This window comes from Ectopseudomonas khazarica (assembly GCF_017915135.1).
Classification (GTDB): Bacteria; Pseudomonadota; Gammaproteobacteria; order Pseudomonadales; family Pseudomonadaceae; genus Aquipseudomonas; species Aquipseudomonas khazarica.
Genome location: NZ_CP068551.1, coordinates 3,856,565 through 3,873,835 on the forward strand (window position 1 = coordinate 3,856,565; position 17,271 = coordinate 3,873,835).

16 protein-coding genes are annotated in these 17,271 nt (G+C 64.2%); 11 read left to right on the plus strand and 5 right to left on the minus strand.

Features of this window, described 5'->3' with window-relative positions; translation table 11 throughout:
• Positions 1-86 precede the first annotated feature (86 nt).
• The 8 genes from JLK41_RS18210 to JLK41_RS18245 all read left to right on the plus strand — a co-directional run bounded on the left by JLK41_RS18210 (position 87) and on the right by JLK41_RS18245 (position 9,705).
• The gene (locus JLK41_RS18210; protein WP_047586185.1) at positions 87-938 is read left to right on the plus strand and encodes a putative selenate ABC transporter substrate-binding protein; all 852 of its coding nucleotides are present in this window, start codon (positions 87-89) and stop codon (positions 936-938) included.
• Positions 935-1,735, plus strand: coding sequence for a phosphonate ABC transporter ATP-binding protein (locus tag JLK41_RS18215; RefSeq protein ID WP_210389534.1), 801 nt, complete (start codon positions 935-937; stop codon positions 1,733-1,735). Before JLK41_RS18210 ends, JLK41_RS18215 begins: the two co-directional genes overlap by 4 nt.
• Entirely contained in the window at positions 1,729-2,556 is an 828-nt protein-coding gene (locus JLK41_RS18220; protein WP_047586323.1) for a PhnE/PtxC family ABC transporter permease, read from the plus strand. The genes JLK41_RS18215 and JLK41_RS18220 overlap by 7 nt, the downstream gene beginning before the upstream one ends.
• Complete coding sequence (gene phnE, locus JLK41_RS18225) at positions 2,553-3,317, plus strand: phosphonate ABC transporter, permease protein PhnE (RefSeq protein WP_134677125.1); 765 nt, start codon at positions 2,553-2,555, stop codon at positions 3,315-3,317. Before JLK41_RS18220 ends, phnE begins: the two co-directional genes overlap by 4 nt.
• A gap of 143 nt (positions 3,318-3,460) precedes the next feature.
• On the plus strand, positions 3,461-4,489 hold the full coding sequence (locus tag JLK41_RS18230; protein WP_152489340.1) for a GGDEF domain-containing protein: 1,029 nt from the start codon (positions 3,461-3,463) through the stop codon (positions 4,487-4,489).
• A 116-nt stretch (positions 4,490-4,605) separates the two neighbouring features.
• The gene (imuA, locus tag JLK41_RS18235; RefSeq protein ID WP_134677123.1) at positions 4,606-5,223 is read left to right on the plus strand and encodes a translesion DNA synthesis-associated protein ImuA; all 618 of its coding nucleotides are present in this window, start codon (positions 4,606-4,608) and stop codon (positions 5,221-5,223) included.
• A gap of 7 nt (positions 5,224-5,230) precedes the next feature.
• The gene (locus tag JLK41_RS18240; RefSeq protein ID WP_210389535.1) at positions 5,231-6,640 is read left to right on the plus strand and encodes a Y-family DNA polymerase; all 1,410 of its coding nucleotides are present in this window, start codon (positions 5,231-5,233) and stop codon (positions 6,638-6,640) included.
• A complete protein-coding gene (locus JLK41_RS18245; RefSeq protein ID WP_210389536.1) occupies positions 6,637-9,705 on the plus strand; it encodes an error-prone DNA polymerase in 3,069 nt (1,022 codons plus the stop codon). The genes JLK41_RS18240 and JLK41_RS18245 overlap by 4 nt, the downstream gene beginning before the upstream one ends.
• A 297-nt stretch (positions 9,706-10,002) precedes the next feature.
• Here the strand turns inward: JLK41_RS18245 and JLK41_RS18250 are convergent, their stop codons facing one another.
• The 5 genes from JLK41_RS18250 to JLK41_RS18270 all read right to left on the minus strand — a co-directional run bounded on the left by JLK41_RS18250 (position 10,003) and on the right by JLK41_RS18270 (position 14,914).
• Complete coding sequence (locus JLK41_RS18250; protein WP_134677118.1) at positions 10,003-10,500, minus strand: hypothetical protein; 498 nt, start codon at positions 10,498-10,500, stop codon at positions 10,003-10,005.
• Positions 10,497-10,817, minus strand: a complete 321-nt coding sequence (locus JLK41_RS18255) for an STAS-like domain-containing protein (RefSeq protein ID WP_134677119.1) — start codon at positions 10,815-10,817, stop codon at positions 10,497-10,499. The genes JLK41_RS18250 and JLK41_RS18255 overlap by 4 nt, the downstream gene beginning before the upstream one ends.
• Positions 10,814-11,344: a sensor histidine kinase gene (locus JLK41_RS18260; RefSeq protein WP_134677120.1), complete on the minus strand. Its 531-nt coding sequence runs from the start codon at positions 11,342-11,344 to the stop codon at positions 10,814-10,816. Before JLK41_RS18260 ends, JLK41_RS18255 begins: the two co-directional genes overlap by 4 nt.
• Positions 11,345-11,771: 427 nt before the next feature.
• Positions 11,772-13,442: an alkaline phosphatase D family protein gene (locus JLK41_RS18265; RefSeq protein ID WP_167494364.1), complete on the minus strand. Its 1,671-nt coding sequence runs from the start codon at positions 13,440-13,442 to the stop codon at positions 11,772-11,774.
• A 281-nt stretch (positions 13,443-13,723) separates the two neighbouring features.
• Entirely contained in the window at positions 13,724-14,914 is a 1,191-nt protein-coding gene (locus JLK41_RS18270; RefSeq protein ID WP_134677116.1) for an aromatic ring-hydroxylating oxygenase subunit alpha, read from the minus strand.
• 121 nt (positions 14,915-15,035) lie between these two features.
• On the opposite strand from JLK41_RS18270, the gene JLK41_RS18275 reads away from it, so the two are divergent.
• The 3 genes from JLK41_RS18275 (at position 15,036) to folD (ending at position 17,267) form a co-directional block, all read left to right on the plus strand.
• Entirely contained in the window at positions 15,036-15,251 is a 216-nt protein-coding gene (locus tag JLK41_RS18275) for a helix-turn-helix domain-containing protein (protein WP_167494363.1), read from the plus strand.
• Positions 15,252-15,528: 277 nt separating this feature from the next.
• Positions 15,529-16,395, plus strand: a complete 867-nt coding sequence (purU, locus tag JLK41_RS18280; protein ID WP_210389537.1) for a formyltetrahydrofolate deformylase — start codon at positions 15,529-15,531, stop codon at positions 16,393-16,395.
• Positions 16,392-17,267: a bifunctional methylenetetrahydrofolate dehydrogenase/methenyltetrahydrofolate cyclohydrolase FolD gene (gene folD / locus JLK41_RS18285; RefSeq protein ID WP_134677113.1), complete on the plus strand. Its 876-nt coding sequence runs from the start codon at positions 16,392-16,394 to the stop codon at positions 17,265-17,267. Before purU ends, folD begins: the two co-directional genes overlap by 4 nt.
• Positions 17,268-17,271: the final 4 nt, after the last annotated feature.

Consider the following 17,271-nt stretch of genomic DNA (forward strand, 5'->3'; position numbering starts at 1 on the left):
CGCAGTCCGTGCGCGCGTGCTGCACGCGCGTCGTTCGGCCACTATACTGCGCACGCCTTCCCCGCTATTGAACCGGAGAATCCGTCATGTTCAAGCAAACCCTGGCGCTCGCCGCCGGCATCGCCCTGTCCGTATCTGCAGTATTCGCGCACGCCGCCGACGTCCTCAAGGTCTCGGCCATCCCCGACGAAGCCCCCACCGAGCTGCTGCGCAAGTTCAAGCCGCTGGGTGCCTACCTGGAGCAGGAGCTGGGCATGAAGGTGGAGTTCGTGCCGGTGGCCGACTACGCCGCCGTGGTCGAAGCGCTGGCGGCCGACCGCATCGACATGGCCTGGCTGGGTGGCTTCACTTTCGTCCAGGCGCGCCTGAAAACCGGGAACGCCGTGCCGCTGGTACAGCGTGAACAGGATGCCGAGTTCACCAGCAAGTTCATCACCTCCGACCCGGCAGTGAAGTCGCTGCAGGACCTCAAGGGCAAGACCTTCGCCTTCGGTTCCGTGTCCTCCACCTCCGGCAGCCTGATGCCGCGCTACTTCATGCTGCAGGACGGCATCAAGCCGGAAGACTTCTTCAGCCGCGTGGCCTACTCCGGCGCCCACGACGCCACCGCTGCCTGGGTCCAGGCCGGCAAGGCCGACGCGGGCGTGCTCAACGCCTCGGTGTGGCAGAAGCTGGTCGACGCCGGCAAGGTCGACACCGACAAGGTCAAGGTCTTCGCCACCACCCCGACCTACTACGACTACAACTGGACCGTGCGCGGCAACCTCGACGCCGACCTGCAGGCGAAGATCAAGGCTGCCTTCCTCGCCCTCGACCCGGCCAAGCCGGAGCAGAAGGCGATTCTCGACCTGCAGGCCGCCAGCCGCTTCATCGAGACCCAGCCCGCCAACTACGAAGGCATCGAAGAGGCCGCTCGCGCCGCCGGCCTGTTGAAGTGAGTGTCACGCTGCGTGGCGTGGGCCTGGCCCACGCCAACGGCAAGGTCGCGCTCGAGGCCATCGATCTGCACATCGCCCCCGGCGAGCGGGTGGCCATCATCGGTCCCTCCGGGGCCGGCAAGACCACCCTGCTGCGCCTGCTGGCCACCAGCCTGCAACCCACGCGCGGCACGCTCGACCTGCTGCAACACGACCCCTGGCGCCTGGCTGCCGGCCAGCGCCAGCGCCTGCGCGCGCGCATCGGCCTGATCCACCAGGCGCCGCCGTTGCCACCGCGCCAGCGCGTGGTCACCGCCGTACTGGCCGGCAAGCTCGGCCAGTGGCCCCTGGCCAAGGGCCTGCTCAACCTGCTCTACCCGCTGGATGCCTCCGGTGCCCAGGCGGCCCTGGCGCGCCTGGACATCGCCGACAAGCTCTACCAGCGCTGCGACCAGCTCTCCGGTGGCCAGTTGCAGCGCGTCGGCATCGCCCGCGTGCTGTACCAGGCGCCGGAGCTGATCCTCGCCGACGAGCCTGTCTCGGCCATGGACCCGGTGCTGGCCGGGCACACCCTGGCCGTGCTCAACCGCGAGGCCGGCGAGCGCGGCATGACCCTGCTCGCCAGCCTGCATGCCGTCGACCTGGCCCTGGCGCACTTCCCACGGGTGATCGGCATTCGCGACGGACGCATCGCCTTCGACCTGCCGGCCGCCGACGTGCAGCCCGCACAGTTGCAGGCGCTGTACGCCAACGAGCAGCTGCAGGCCTCGCCCAGTGTGCCCATGCAGGCGCAGCCGGTGCACATCCCGCGATGCTGACAACCGCCCCACGCGACCCCGCCGCCCTGCCACGGCTGCTGATCACGCTACTGGCGCTGCTCCTGCTGTGGCCGGGCATCGACCTCAGCGAACTGAACCTGGCCGTGCTGGTGGAGGGCGACAACACCCGCGCCATGGGCAACTTCCTCGCCGGCTTCTGGCCGCCCGCGCATGATGCCGAGTTCCTCGCCCTGCTCGGCCGCGCCACTCTGGAAACCCTGGCCATCGCCACCGCCGGCATGAGCCTGGCACTGCTGATCGCCATTCCCGCCTCGCTGCTGGCCAGCCGCGCGCTGTCGCTGTCGGCGCTGCACCGTGGCGGCCGCCCGGCCTGGTGGGCCCGCCTGGCGCGCTGGCCGGTGCGCGGTTTGCTGATCTTCCTGCGCAGCGTGCCGGAGATCGTCTGGGCGCTGCTGTTCGTGCGTGCCGTCGGCCTCGGCCCCACCGCCGGGGTGCTGGCCATCGCCATCACCTACGCCGGCATGCTCGGCAAGGTCTACGCGGAAATCTTCGAGTCGGTCGATGCCCGCCCCGCCCGCGCCCTGCTCGGCGCCGGCAGCAGCCGCCTGGCAGCCTTCGCCTATGGCGTGCTGCCCAATGCCGCTGGCGAGATGCTCTCCTACACCGTGTACCGCTGGGAGTGCGCGATTCGCGCCTCGGTGGTGATGGGCTTCGTCGGCGCCGGCGGCCTGGGCCAGCAGATCGACCTGTCGCTGCGCATGTTCGCGGGCGGCGAAGTGGCCAGCATGCTGCTCACCTTCCTGCTGCTGGTGCTGCTCGCCGACCAGCTCAGCCGCCTGCTGCGCGCGAGGCTGACATGAGAAGCGGCAACCTGATCCTGCTCCTCGCCCTTCTCGGCGCGGTGGTTGCCTCATTCGTCTACCTGGGCATCGACCTCGGCGCGCTGGTGGCCGGCGACAGCCTGGCGCAGATGGGCCAGTACGCCAGTGGCTTCCTGCATCCGGACTTCTCCGCCGCGCACCTGCAGGCCATTGGCCGTGGCGCGCTGGAAACCCTGGCCATGTCCGCCATCGGCACCCTGCTCGCCGCCCTGCTCGGCCTGGCCCTGGCCCTGCCGGCTGCCGGGCGCTTCGGTGGCCTTGCCCTGCACGCCACGCGCCTGCTACTCAACGCCCTGCGCGCCATTCCCGAGCTGGTGTGGGCGGCGCTGATGGTGCTGGCCGCCGGCCTCGGCCCCAATGCCGGCACCCTGGCCCTGGCCCTGCACACCGCCGGCGTGCTTGGCCGGCTGTTCGCCGAAGCGCTGGAAAACACCCCGCGCGAGCCCGCCGATGCCATCCGCGAGAACGGCGGCGGCCGCCTGCTCGCCTTCTGCTACGGCACCCTGCCGGGGGTCTGGCCGCAACTGGTGGCCTACAGCCTGTACCGCTGGGAGAACAACATCCGCATGGCCAGCGTGCTCGGCTTCGTCGGCGCCGGTGGCCTGGGGCAGATGCTCTACATGTCCCTCAGCCTGTTCCAGGAGGCCCAGGCGGCCACGGTGATTCTCGCCATGTTGCTGCTGGTGCTGGCGGTCGATGCGCTGAGCGGCTGGGCACGCCAGCGCTGGGTCAGCGCCTGAACGCCACATCGCGCACATGGCCGAATGCCACTGGACGTACGACGAGCGGCCTCGTAATGTGGCCCGGCACGGCGACGGCGTCGCCGCGCTGACCCGACGCCTGTGCGCCGGGCGCTCCAGCAACGGCCAGGAAGCCTTCAGCGATGCCCTCAGACAACCCTCATAAACGCGAGGCCCGCCCCGAGTTCTGGCAACTGTCCATGCGCTGCTGCCAGCTGGCCGCCTGCGTGGACGTCGCCTTCCTGTTCATCTTCCTCGGCCTCGGCTCCCCGATCCTCGGCTGGGTGAACGTGATCAGCGTGGCCATGTACGTCTACGCCTATCGCGCCTTCAAGCAGCGGCGCAACCGCCTGGCGGTGATGCTGATCCGCATCGAAGTGCTGGTGCACGCGGGGCTGGGCACGCTGATGGTCGGCTGGGAGAGTGGCTTTCACTACTACCTGCTGATGTTCATCCCGGCGCTGTTCGTCAGCATGCGGGCACGCAGCGCCTGGATACTCGCCATCTGCCTGTGGGCCTACTACGTCGGGCTGGACGTCCTGATGTGGTACCTGCCACCGCTGCAGCCGATCTCGTCGAACGCCCTGCTGGCCGTGCATGTCTTCAACCTGACGGTGGTGTTCTGCATGTTCAGCTACCTGGCGCTGTTCTACGTGGTCACCGTGACCCGCGCGCACAAGAAGCTGGCACGCATGGCCACCACCGACCCGCTGACCGGGCTGTTCAACCGCCGCCACCTGATCAGCCTGGCCGAGAAGGTGCAGCAGCCGGCCGAGATGACCCTGATGCTGATGGACATCGACCACTTCAAGGCGATCAACGACGCCTACGGGCACGACATGGGCGACCAGGTGCTCAAGGCCGTGAGCCGCGTGCTCAAGGACTCGATGCGCGAGCAGGACTTCATCGGTCGCTGGGGAGGCGAGGAATTTCTCGCGCTGCTGCCGCACACCGACCTGGACCAGGCAGCGGCCAGCGCCGAGCGCATTCGCGAGGCCGTCCAGGCGCTGCGGATCGACGGCAACGGCAGCCACATCGGCGTGACCCTGTCGATCGGCATCAGCCAGCACCACGCCGGGCAATCGCTCAGCCACAGCATCGCCCGCGCGGACGCCGCGCTCTACGAAGGCAAGTCGGCCGGACGCAACCGGGTCGAACGGGCGCCCTCCTGAGTCCGCGAGCGGCGCCCCCGGGCAGCGAGCTGCACGCTTCATCGCCCGCGACTTGACCCTGGCCAGTCGGCAGCAAATACTGTTCATCCATACAGTATTCTTGGTGCATTACCCGCATGTCATCCGTGGTCGCTCTCGATCGCCTGCTCGATGCCCGCCGTGTCTGGCGCGGGCAGGTCGTCTCCGCCCCTTCACCGTCCAATCCGTCGACGGGTCATGCCGTGCTGGATGCCGCACTCCCGGGTGGCGGCTGGCCGGCTGCGGCGCTCAGCGAAGTGCTGACGGCCGCCACCGGCATCGGCGAACTGCGCCTGCTGTGGCCGACCCTGGCGCGCCTCACCCAGGCGAATGAGCGCGTGGTGCTGGTGGCTCCGCCCCACCTGCCCTATCCCCAGGCCTGGCAGGATGCCGGCATCGACCTGCGCCACCTGAGCATCATCCGCGCCCAGGCACGCGATGCCCTCTGGGCCGCCGAGCAGTGCCTGCGCTCGGGCAGTTGCGGCGCCGTGCTGTGCTGGCTGCGCCAGGCCGACGACCGCGCGCTGCGCCGCCTGCAGGTGGCCGCCGCGACCGGGCAGACCCTGGCCTTTGCCTATCGCCCGCTCGAGGAAGCCGCGAACCCTTCGCCGGCAGCGCTGCGCCTGGCCGTGGAGAGCCAGCCGGCGCGCATTCGCGTGCTCAAGTGCCGTGGCGGCCTCGCCCCTGCACGCCCCATCGCCGCCCCCTGGCACTGAGGCGCACATGCTCTGGGCCTGCATCCTGCTGCCGCAACTGGCCATGGACGGCGTGCTGCGCCAACGCAGCGACAGCGAGACGCCACTGGCGCTGCTCAGCGGTTCGCCTCAGCGCCGCGTGCTGCAGGCCGTCAACCCGGCCGCACGTGCGCTCGGCCTGAAACCGGGCCTGTCGCTGACCGCCGCGCAGGCCCTGACGCACGACTTCGCCACCTGCGAGTACGACGTCGGGCAGATCGAACGCTGGCACCGTTTCCTGGCGGCCTGGGCCTATGGTTTCAGCGCCCAGGTCAGCCTGCACTACCCGCGCTGCCTGCTGCTGGAGGTGCAATCCAGCCTGGGTCTGTTCGGCCCCTGGCCATCCTTCGAGGCGCGCCTGCGCACGGAGCTCGCCGCCCTGGGTTTTCAGCACCGCATCGCCGCCGCCCCTAACCCGGCGGCAGCACGCGTGCTGGTCAACGTCGGCGACGGTCTGCTGGCCAGCGATGCGCATGGCCTGCGACAGCTGCTTGCCCCGCTGCCGGTGGATCGCCTCGGCCTGAGCGCCACCGCGAGCAGCGCCTTCAACCGCATGGGCCTGAGACAGCTGCGGCAACTCTGGGAACTGCCGCGCGCCAGCGTGGCCAGGCGCTTCCCGGCCGAGGTGCTGGCGCAGCTCGACACCCTGCTCGGGCAGCGCCCCCTGGCCCTGGAGTTCTACACACCGCCGGATGTCTTCGACACCCGCATCGAACTGAACTTCGAAGTGGCGTCGCACCAGGCCCTGCTCTTCCCGCTACGCCGCCTGACCGCTGACCTCGCCGCCTACCTGGCGAGCCGCGACAGTGGCGTGCAGCGCTTCACCCTGCACCTGGAACACCGCACCGGCAACGAAACCCGGGTGCAGATCGGCCTGCTCAGCGCCGAGCGCGACGCCGGCATGCTCTTCGAACTGACCCGTGGCCGGCTGGAACACCAGCAACTGCCCGCGCCGGTCCTGGCGGTGCGCCTGGTCGCACGCGAACTGCCCGCCTTCGCCCCGCAGCATCATCAGCTGTTCACTGAACGCCCGCAGCAGAACCAACCCTGGGAACAGCTGCGCGAACGCCTGCGTGCCCGCCTCGGTGACGAGGCCGTACATGGCCTCGGCGCGCGTGCCGATCACCGCCCCGAACGCGCCTGGACGCAGGAACCAATCGCCGCAGCGCTGCCCGCCAGTGCGCCGCGCCCCGGCTGGCTGCTCGCCGAACCACAGGCACTGCAGGAGGCATCGCTGCGCATCCTCTGCGGCCCGGAGCGCATCGAATCCGGCTGGTGGGACGGCGACGACATACGCCGCGACTACTACATCGTGGAGACCCGCAGCGGCCAGCGCGGCTGGGCCTTCCGCCCGGTCGGCAGCAGTGGCCCCCTGCAGTTGCACGGCTGGTTCGCATGAACGGCTACGCCGAACTGCATTGCCTGTCGAACTTCAGTTTCCAGCGCGGCGCCTCCAGCGCCCAGGAGCTGTTCGAGCGTGCTGCCCGCCTCGGCTACCGAGCCCTGGCGATCACCGACGAATGCACCCTGGCCGGCATCGTGCGCGCCTGGCAGGCGGCCAAGAAACAGAACGTGGCCTTGATCGTCGGCAGTGAAGTGCTGATCGAGGGTGGCCCCAAGCTGGTGCTGCTGGCCGAGAACCTGGCGGGTTATCAGGCCCTCTGCGGCTTGATCACCCGTGCCCGACGGCGGGCCGCGAAAGGCACCTACCGCCTGTTGCGCGAAGACTTCGAGGCCCCGCTCGATGGGCTGCTGGCGATCTGGCTGGAAGCCCAGGATGCCCAGCCCCTGCCCTGGCTGCGCAGCCGCTTCCGCGAACGTCTGTGGCTCGGCGTCGAACTGCACCGGGGCGCGGACGACAACGCTCGCCTGCAGCGACTGCTCGACCTGGCCCAGGCCTGCGCCCTGCCCGCCGTGGCCTGCGGCGATGTACACATGCACGCCCGTGGCCGCCGCGCCCTGCAGGACTGCATGAGCGCCATCCGCCAGCACCTGCCCGTGGCCGACGCGGGCGCCTACCTGTTCGCCAACGGAGAGCGCCACCTGCGCCGGTATGAGGAACTGGCCGAGCTGTACCCGGGGGCCCTGCTCGACGAGACCCTGCGCATCGCCGAACGCTGCCGCTTCGACCTCGGCCAACTGCAGTATCGCTACCCCCGCGAACTGGTGCCTGCGGGCCATGACGCCACCTCCTGGCTGCGCCATCTGGTCGAGCGCGGTGCCTGCTGGCGCTGGCCCCAGGCCGTGCCCGAACGGGCGCGCGCCCAGCTGGAACACGAACTGAGCCTGATCGCCGAGCTGCAGTACGAGAGCTACTTCCTCACCGTCCACGACATCGTCCAGTTCGCCCGCGAACACAGCATCCTCTGCCAGGGACGCGGCTCGGCGGCCAACTCGGCAGTGTGCTTCGTGCTCGGTATCACCGAACTCGACCCCACCTGCAACCGGCTACTGTTCGAGCGTTTTCTCTCGCGCGAGCGCAACGAGCCGCCGGACATCGACGTGGACTTCGAACACGAGCGCCGCGAGGAAGTCATTCAGTACGTGTTCCGCCGCTACGGCCGCACCCGCGCGGCGCTGACCGCCGTGGTCAACACCTACCACGGCGCCGGCGCGGTGCGCGACGTCGCCAAGGCGCTCGGCCTGCCGCCCGACCAGGTCAACGCGCTGGCCGACTGCTGCGGTCGCTGGAGCAACGAACCACCCTCGGCCGAGCGTCTGCAGGAGGCCGGATTCGACCCGCACAACCCGCTGCTGCGCCGGGTGCTGGTGCTGACCGGTGAGCTGATCGGCTTTCCTCGTCACCTGTCGCAGCACCCTGGCGGTTTCGTGGTCTCCGAACACGCACTCGACACCCTGGTGCCGGTGGAGAACGCCAGCATGGCCGAGCGCACCGTCATCCAGTGGGACAAGGACGACCTGGACCTGGTCGGCCTGCTCAAGGTCGACGTGCTCGCCCTCGGCATGCTCAGCGCCCTGCGCCGCTGCTTCGCCCTGATCGAGCGCTACCGTGGCACGCACTGGACCCTGGCCACCCTGCCCGCCAACGACCCGGCCACCTACGCCATGATCAGCCGTGCGGACACCATCGGCGCCTTCCAGATCGAATCCCGCGCGCAGATGGCCATGCTCCCGCGCCTGCGCCCGCAGACCTTCTACGACCTGGTGATCCAGGTCGCCATCGTCCGCCCCGGGCCGATCCAGGGCGACATGGTGCATCCCTACCTGCGCCGCCGGAATGGCGAAGAACCCGTCGACTTCCCCTCGGCGGAATTGAAGCCGGTGTTCGAGCGCACCCTGGGCGTGCCGCTGTTCCAGGAACAGGTGATGGAACTGGCCATCGTCGCCGCCGACTACACGCCCGGCGAGGCCGACGAACTGCGCCGCAGCATGGCCGCCTGGAAGCGCCATGGCGGGCTCGAACCACACCGCCAGCGGCTGACCTCACGCATGCTGGAAAAGGGCTACACGGTGGAGTTCACCGAGCGCATCTTCAGGCAGATCGAAGGCTTCGGCAGCTATGGCTTTCCCGAATCCCACGCCGCCAGCTTCGCCCTCCTCGCCTACGCCAGCTGCTGGCTGAAATGCCACGAACCCGCCGCCTACGCCTGCGCCTTGGTCAACAGCTGGCCCATGGGCTTCTACAGCCCCGACCAGATACTGCAGGATGCTCGGCGCCACGGCATTCAGGTACGCCCGGTCGACGTCCGCCACAGCGACTGGGACTGCAGCCTCGAAGCCAGCGACGGCATGCAGCCGGCCATCCGCCTGGGGCTGCGGATGATTCGCGGCATGCGTGAAGAGGAAGCCCGACGGATCGAAACGGCCCGCCAGGCCGCCGCGTTCAGTGGCGTGGAAGACCTCTGCCGCCGCGCCCGCCTGGATGCCAGCGCCAGCGAACGCCTGGCCGATGCCGGCGCCCTGAGCGGCCTGGTCGGGCACCGCTACCAGGCCCGCTGGGCCGTCGCCGGCGTCGAGGAACAACTACCGCTGTTCGCCGGCATCGCCGCCTCTCAGGAAAGCGCGCTGAGCCTGCCCGAACCCACGGTGGGCGAGAACCTGCTCACCGACTACGACACCCTCGGCACCACCCTCGGCCCCCATCCCCTGGCCCTGCTGCGCGAAACGCTGCGCGCCGAGCGCTGCAAAAGCTCGCACGACCTGCAGGCGGTCGAACACGGCCGCGCCGTCAGCGTCGCCGGCCTGGTGATCGGCCGGCAACGACCGCAAACCGCCAGCGGCGTCATCTTCGTCACCCTCGAAGACGAGTTCGGCATGATCAACGTGGTCGTCTGGCACGACCTCGCCGAACGCCAACGCCGCGTACTCGTGCAGTCACAACTGCTGCGCATCGACGGCCACCTGGAAACGGTGGACGGCGTACGCCACCTCATCGCCGGCCGCCTGATCGACCTGACCCAGCTGCTGACCGGGCTGGATATACGGAGCCGGGATTTCAGGTAGCTGCAGTGGTTAGGAGGTTGGCTGCTTTCGGCCAAAAGCGGACAGTGCACCTGATAAATTAATTGCGATCAACTCTCTGTTGTCTATAACGATTCGACCATCACACAGCAGGACTGCATGATGAAAACCATCTAAGCGCTTGGTAATCGAACTTATAAATAGCTCCCGACCTGCGATCCCTCTCTCCTCAGCTTCGTCACAAGCTTCGTTGCCTGAGATTCCGCAATCGCTATAAACCGGTAAGAGCCGGTAATGTCGCTTTCGATAGGTTTCTTCAGGCCCTGAGTAGGCCTTACATCATTGTTCAACTGAAGCTTTCGGTCTTCTCACAGCGTCGCGCCATCCATAGTTATTTTTACGCGCGCGCAAAATTTCACATTTCAGTTTTTCCGCCGTGTTAAGTATTTCCGCAAGAGGCGCGGTATGGCCCTGAGTCATCTCTCTACTTGGAAAATTGTGCCCCGTACACGCTACATTAAATTTACTAAGTGCATCGAGAATCTGTTTGCCATTGAAACCTTTATAATCTCTATTCAGAGCATCAATTGCTACAGTCAGGCTAGACTTCAGTCCGAGAACATAATCAGCCTCGATCTTGAGCCGGTCGGATGCATCTTTTATCCAATATCGGCAAGCGCAATCGCTAAACTTGTCAACCAAGGCGACAAGTTGTTCCATCCGCTTTGAAAAGTCAGCTGAATAAACCGTGTATTTGGTTCTGGATATGGTAATCCATACGCCAAGCGCGGCACCAATGACACCGGTTATGAGTGGGATAAAATTAAGCTCACTCATGGGAGCTTTGTATAAGACTTAATGCTGTTGACGATTAACGATCGTTCGGTGTCTGTATCTGCAATAACGTTTAATCGTGCCATTAGTTCCTGCTCCGAGTGGCCGTGTATCCTCACCAGCCCCCCAAATACCTCCTCAAGAAAAGACTCACCCATCCCATATATGCCTGAGAAGTCCAGGGTTACTAGCCTCTCGTTTTCTAAGGCCGGCTGGAGCACATCATCACGAAACTCTTCGCCACTTCCCGAGCCATGTTGTCTGTATCGCCCACCTGGGTAGGGGCAGGTATTTTTCACCTCAATTATTTTCCCTTTCATACCGATCTAACCCATAGCGGAACGGTAAATACGACACGTGTACCCTGGGCTATCGAAAGAGGAATGGAATTAAGATTTGGTGACCCGAGTTTGACCGTACCTGCGGGACTCTGGAACATAGCGCTCGACACTCTACCCTTATCAAAGTCGCGAAATAGAGCTGAAAGTCCCATTCCACGATGTGCCAACCTTTTGATAGGAGGTTGTAGTAACTTTTCGAGCGGCAATTTGGAACCGTGACTGATCTTCAATGACTCGAATATACCAACACCGTCATCCTCGATAGCCACCTGGAAGTCATTTCCAATGACCCGGCAGTCAAAAAACCACTCCACGATATCTCCTTCACTACGTGGAGCATGCTGATAGACATTTGAAATGACTTCAGATGCGTGCGCGTAAATTTCCTTCAGTACCGATTCACCGCCATTAGCACAGACATGCCGGCAGAAGACCTGCATATCGATAGGTTCGCCAGTACTTCGTACTCTGAAATCGTATTGCTCGCGCAACATTGGAAGCGCCATTTTTTACTCCCTAAAGTGGGCGGTGCCGAAAGCTGCCGCCTATTTCGCGTGCCGTTCATGACGATAGTAGCTTTTGCTCAAGATCCGAGTGGCATCATATCAGCGGCGCTAAAAGGTGAAAACCTCAGCACCTACGCTCATTAGGCGCAGGTTGGAGAGGCTAACCTCCTCTAACCCCGACCTCTAAACAGGCGTGATTGCCAAGGGTGCCAGATCGACGACATCAACTTGGACTTTAGTGCCGTTTACACGCCATTGACAAATCCTAGTCTCGCTAAAGCAAGTGGCTCACGGATTGGGCGACTGCATACCAAGCGGCTGCTTCTGGCCGATTCCAGCCTGATGCGACAGGCTCAAAGCGGCCACAAGCGGACAGCCACACAGTAAATAAATTTGCCCCCTTTTCCGGTCCGGCGGCCACCGTCTCTCACGGATACAGGATGTGCACTCGCTTCAGCTTGATCACCGCATTATCAATTTCACCAGATTTACCATAGAGGTCCCAGAATAGCTGCGATTTTCCGTTGACCTTTTGATATTTCATCAAACTGAAATTCCGCCCCGGAAAAACGTCGCCGAGCCGCTCATAGTCAATATCCAGATCCGAATTGGAAAGTTTTCCGCGATTCTTGACGATAAGCTTCAGTAACCCCCCTGGTGTCTTGGCATAAGTTATGGCACTCGATGTGATTTGATAGAGACGTGCGCCCGGATACTGTCGACAGAACAGCGAGAACGATGCGCCGACATGGACATCACCACTGAGAAAGACCACTGGTTTTCCGGTGTTCTGTGACAATGTGAAGCACTCTTTCAGCAAGCGGTTCCGCTCATGCTGGTTGCTGTAGTGATCCCACTCGTCCCGAAGGTCGTCAGCCAGACCCAAGGCGTTGATATCAGCGACGTTGACGATATAGTCGTTGGCATGAATGACAGGTACCGGTGATACCAGGAAGAAGGCATCCTCGTTATTGTCAGGTGCGCTTAACCAACTCGTGAGACGTGCCCACTGGTCATCACCAAGGACAGGGTTATAGGCAGGATTGGCTTTCTGTGCCGGGTCGTATCGACGATGCCCGCGCATGTCCATGACAAAGAAAGACAGCGGTCCCCAACGAAACGTGTAGTCCCACTGGCAGTCTTCTGCCTTGGGACCGAATGGCGTGTGTGGATTGTGGGAATGCTGGTACTCGTAATAGACCTGCCGCGCGCAATAAAACATGTTACGGGCCAGGGTCAGATTGGTGGCTGTGTTCTGCCACTGAAATATCGTGTCCAGCTTGTCTGCTAATTCAGCATCAGTGTAAGAGCCCCATCCATCCATGATTTCGTGATCATCCCAAATCATGTAGTTGGGGTAGGAGCGATACACCTGCTTGGTCGAGTTAGCGCCCCAATATGAGCGATAGATGTCACGGTACCAGGAGAGCATGACATCTCGCTGTTTGCTGTCACTCAGTTGAGCTACCTCTTTGAGGTGCTTGACGAGCCAGCGCCAGATGTCAATGCTCTTGTCTCCATCGGTATAGACTTGGTCTCCGCCGCCAATCAGAAAGTCCGAGTCGTTGTCCTCTAGGACATCCGCAAACATGGACCACATGTCCATGTTGTAAGCATTGCCACCCTTAAAGGGCATGTGACAACTGTAGAAGCCAAAAACACAGCGCTCGACGTCGGCAGGCTGCGTGCAGAAGGATAGTTGTGCGTCCCGGCCAACCTCCCAACGCTCAGAGCGCTTTTTGAGCAGACTGAAAAGCCCGTAGTAATAGCGTGTCCCGGCCTTCAAGTTGTCGAGGTCTATCACACCGGTTACATCGGTACTGTATTTCAGTGAGATTTCATGCAACTCACCAATCACAGTCGTCAAACCTGTACTGTCCTCCACGCGTAATTGCTGGCCATGTATGTCGTAGGGTTGGCCGCTTTCTGGCAATGGATCAGCGGAGACAATCAGGTAGTAATCTCCCGGTGTATGGGCGCGCACCCAGATACGAGCGGTGTTGGTCGTGGTGTGGCCAACAATGGCCCCAGCAAACAATCTCGGCAGCGCAGAAGCGCGATCTTCCTTGTCATAGAACTTGAGATGATCATTGCTCATGAAAACCCTCCTGGTTTTTGGGTAGCTGAGCGAACAGGGAGACAGGTTCATTTATCGGGATGACTGCGCACTTCTCGCTGCAAACGACCGGCTATAAAAGGCTGGTCCAGGCCAATAGCGAATCGTATTGCGCACTTTTACAACACCGTAGGAGGCCAGATGACTGCAGATAAATGCCTGGCCCCAAGAAGCGAGCGCTCCGGTACTGAGCGTAGCTCAGCGACCGTCCGGGCACACAAGTCCAGGGAACACCGCTCATTCCGTACTGTATCGCTCGCCGCTCATACCTGCCTGGCGACGACCATCTGCTCGACATCCATCGCGCGTTCGTATTCGTCGTGCAGCCAGGTCAGGGCCGATTCGAAGCGGCCGAAGTGGACTTCATCGACCACTCCGCTCTGCATGTTGGCCTGGATGGTTTCGCCAAGTACCCAGTCCTCCATGAGGATCTTGTTCACCAGATTGTGGTTGGTCTCGTGCCTGCGCAGTTCGTCAGCCGACCACTCGCTGCCGCCGTCTTGCGGGCGATCGACCAGCAGCACTTCTTCGATGCGGGTTTCCCCGACTGCCAGCGGCACCATGCGGATCAGCGAGATGTTGTCCGGCTGGGCGAGCAACAGCACGGTGGGCGACAGGGTGTAGATGATGTTGGCCATCCGGCGCATGTCCCATTGCGTCTCGGGCAGGTCGGGCGCTTCGAGCAGCGGCTTCTTCGGCAGGATCATGCGCATGTACAGGCCGCCCCAGCTCTCCCAGGTGGACAGGTTGCCCAGGAAGAACGGCGCCAGGGTGTGCTTGTGCGCCACGTTGAAGTGATAGGCCTCGATCCCTCCCTCGAGCAGGACCTTCCAGTTGGCCTTGATCACATAGCTGCGGCGCTTGTAGACCTGCTGGTTCTCGATATCCAGGTAGCGCATGCCGGACAGCATCTCTGCGCCGAGCAGGTCTGCAGGTACCTGCCGGTTGCGGTCCGGATGGACGAAGACGATGCCGCCGATGACCCGGCTGGGGAACTCGATCAGGCCCAGCCGGCCCTTGTCCAGCCCGACGAAACCACGCTCGAAATCCGGCGCGCCGGCCAGTTGGCCTTGGCTGTCGTAGGTCCAGGCGTGGTAGGGGCAGACGAACCTGTTCCTGCAGCCGCTTTCGCCATTGGCCACCAGCCGTGCATTGCGGTGCCGGCAGGTATTGGCGAACACGCGCACCTGACCGTCCTCGCCACGCACCATCAGCAGCGACACGCCGTCGAGCCAGTCCAGAGCCAGGTAGTCGCCCGGGTTGGGCACCTCGTTGGCGGCACCGATGGCCAGCGGCTGGTTGCGAAAGATCCGCTCTTTCTCGCGGGCAAACCACTGCGCACGGGTGTAGCGCTCGGTGGCGTGGCTCCGGGTCGTCTCGTGGTACTGGGTTTCGCCGCGTGCGTGGAGTTCCAGCAGTTGCGCGATCAGGCGAATCTCGGTGGCTCTGTCCATGCTCGGTCCTCTCTGGGCGGCCGTTGTGGATGACTCGCGGCACCGGGTCGGGCCGGTGGCGTTCACTCTAGCAAGGCAAAATCGACCAAATTCGACCTCTGCGGACGTATTCTCGACGCAAATGGACAACCCTTCGCGCGGGCCACTTCGCGCGCAGCACCGCCGAGAGCGACACAAGATCGCCCGACGCCTGCTGCAGTCCACCGACCTGCAGATACAGCAGGTCGCCGAGCAGGCGGGCTTCGCCTCGGCCACCGTGTTCGGCCGTTGCTTCAAGCGCGCCTTCGCGCAAACGCCACGCGCCTACCGGCAATCACTGCCCACCACCCGCCAGTGAGGCCCGTCAGGCTGACGCGCGCAGGTGCCTCACGACGGGCCGTGTCGGCCTGCTCCCCTGCCCCCCGATGCAGCCCCATCACGCCCGGATGCCTTCTGTCGCAATGTTTCCCCTGGGGATAAAAAAATTCCCAAGAGGCATGGACAGCGCACGTTCATTCACTTATAAAAATCACCAGCACGAAAAATAGATTCGTCACAGTAAATTTTATTCGTAGACGAACAGCGCTTTCACTCATGAAGATTTTCCTGCCGCAGCCCCCAGCAGAGGATTCGCCATGCAGCCCGCCAAGCACCCGTACGTGATCAAGATCAGTTGCCCGGCCACGTCCGGCATCGTCGCCGCCGTGACCTCCTACCTCGCCGACCATGGTTGCTACATCAGCGAGATGGCGCAGTTCGACGACGAGATCAGCGGCGCGTTCTTCATGCGTGCGGTGTTTCGTTTCAACAGTGATTTCGCCGGCGATATCCGGCAGATCCATGACGGTTTCGTCGATGTCGCCAAACGCTTCGAGATGACCTGGGAGCTGCACGACAGCACCGAGCCGATGCGCGTGCTGCTGATGGTCAGCAAGTACGACCACTGCCTGGCCGACCTGCTCTATCGCCACCAGAAGGGCGAGCTGCAGATGCAGATCACCGCCATCGTCTCCAACCACCTCGACCTGCGGCCGATGGCCGAGCGCGAGGGCATCCGCTTCATCTACCTGCCGGTGACCCGCGAGACCAAGGCCCAGCAGGAGGCCGAGCTGCTGAGGATCGTCGAGGAGACCCAGACCGAACTGGTGGTACTGGCGCGCTACATGCAGATCCTCTCCGATGACCTGTGCCAGCAGCTGTCCGGCCGCGCCATCAACATCCACCACTCGTTCCTGCCCGGTTTCAAGGGGGCCAAGCCCTACCACCAGGCCTTCGACCGTGGCGTGAAGCTGATCGGCGCCACCGCGCACTACGTCACCTCGGACCTCGACGAGGGCCCGATCATCGAGCAGGAAGTGCAGCGCGTGGACCACAACTACACCCCCGATGCCCTGGTGGCGGTGGGCCGCGATACCGAGACGGTGGCGCTGTCCAAGGCGGTCAAGTACCACCTCGAACACCGCGTGTTCCTCAACCACGACAAGACGGTGATCTTCCGATGAGCGCACGACTGATCGACGGCAAGGCGACCGCCGCCCGCGTGCTCGCCGAAGTCGCCGGCGACGTGGCCGCGCTCAAGGCGCGCGGCATCGAGCCGGCGCTGGCGGTGGTGCTGGTCGGCAGTGATCCGGCCAGCCAGGTCTACGTGCGCAACAAGGTGCTGCGCGCCGGTGAGGTGGGCATCCGCTCGCTGGAATACTGCCTGGGCGCCGAAGCCAGCGCGGCGGAGGTGCTGGAGGTGGTCGAAGGGCTCAATGCCGATGCCTCTGTGCACGGCATCCTGGTGCAGCTGCCGCTGCCGGCGCACATCAGCGAGACACAGGTGCTGCAGGCCATCGACCCGGCCAAGGATGTCGATGGCTTTCACAGCGAGAACGTCGGCGGCCTCAGCCAGGGGCGCCCGGTGCTCACGCCCTGCACACCAGCGGGCTGCATGCGCCTGCTGCGCGACACCCTGGGCGACCTGGCCGGCAAGCACGCCGTGGTGGTCGGGCGCTCGAACATCGTCGGCAAGCCGATGGCGGCGCTGCTGCTGGCCGCCGACTGCAGCGTCACCGTGCTGCACTCGCGCAGCGTCAAGCCGCAACGCCTCTGCGGTCAGGCCGACATCGTGGTCGCCGCCGTCGGCCGCCCGCGCATGATCGACGCCGACTGGATCAAGCCGGGCGCGGTGGTGATCGACGTCGGCATCAACCGCATCGAGGACGACGGCCGCTCGCGTCTGGTCGGCGACGTCGACTTCGACGCCGTGCAGCCGGTGGCCTCGGCCATCACCCCGGTGCCCGGCGGGGTCGGCCCGATGACCATCGCCATGCTGATGCACAACACCGTCACCGCTGCCCGCCAGCAACATGCGCCGAGCGCCCAGGAGTAACCGC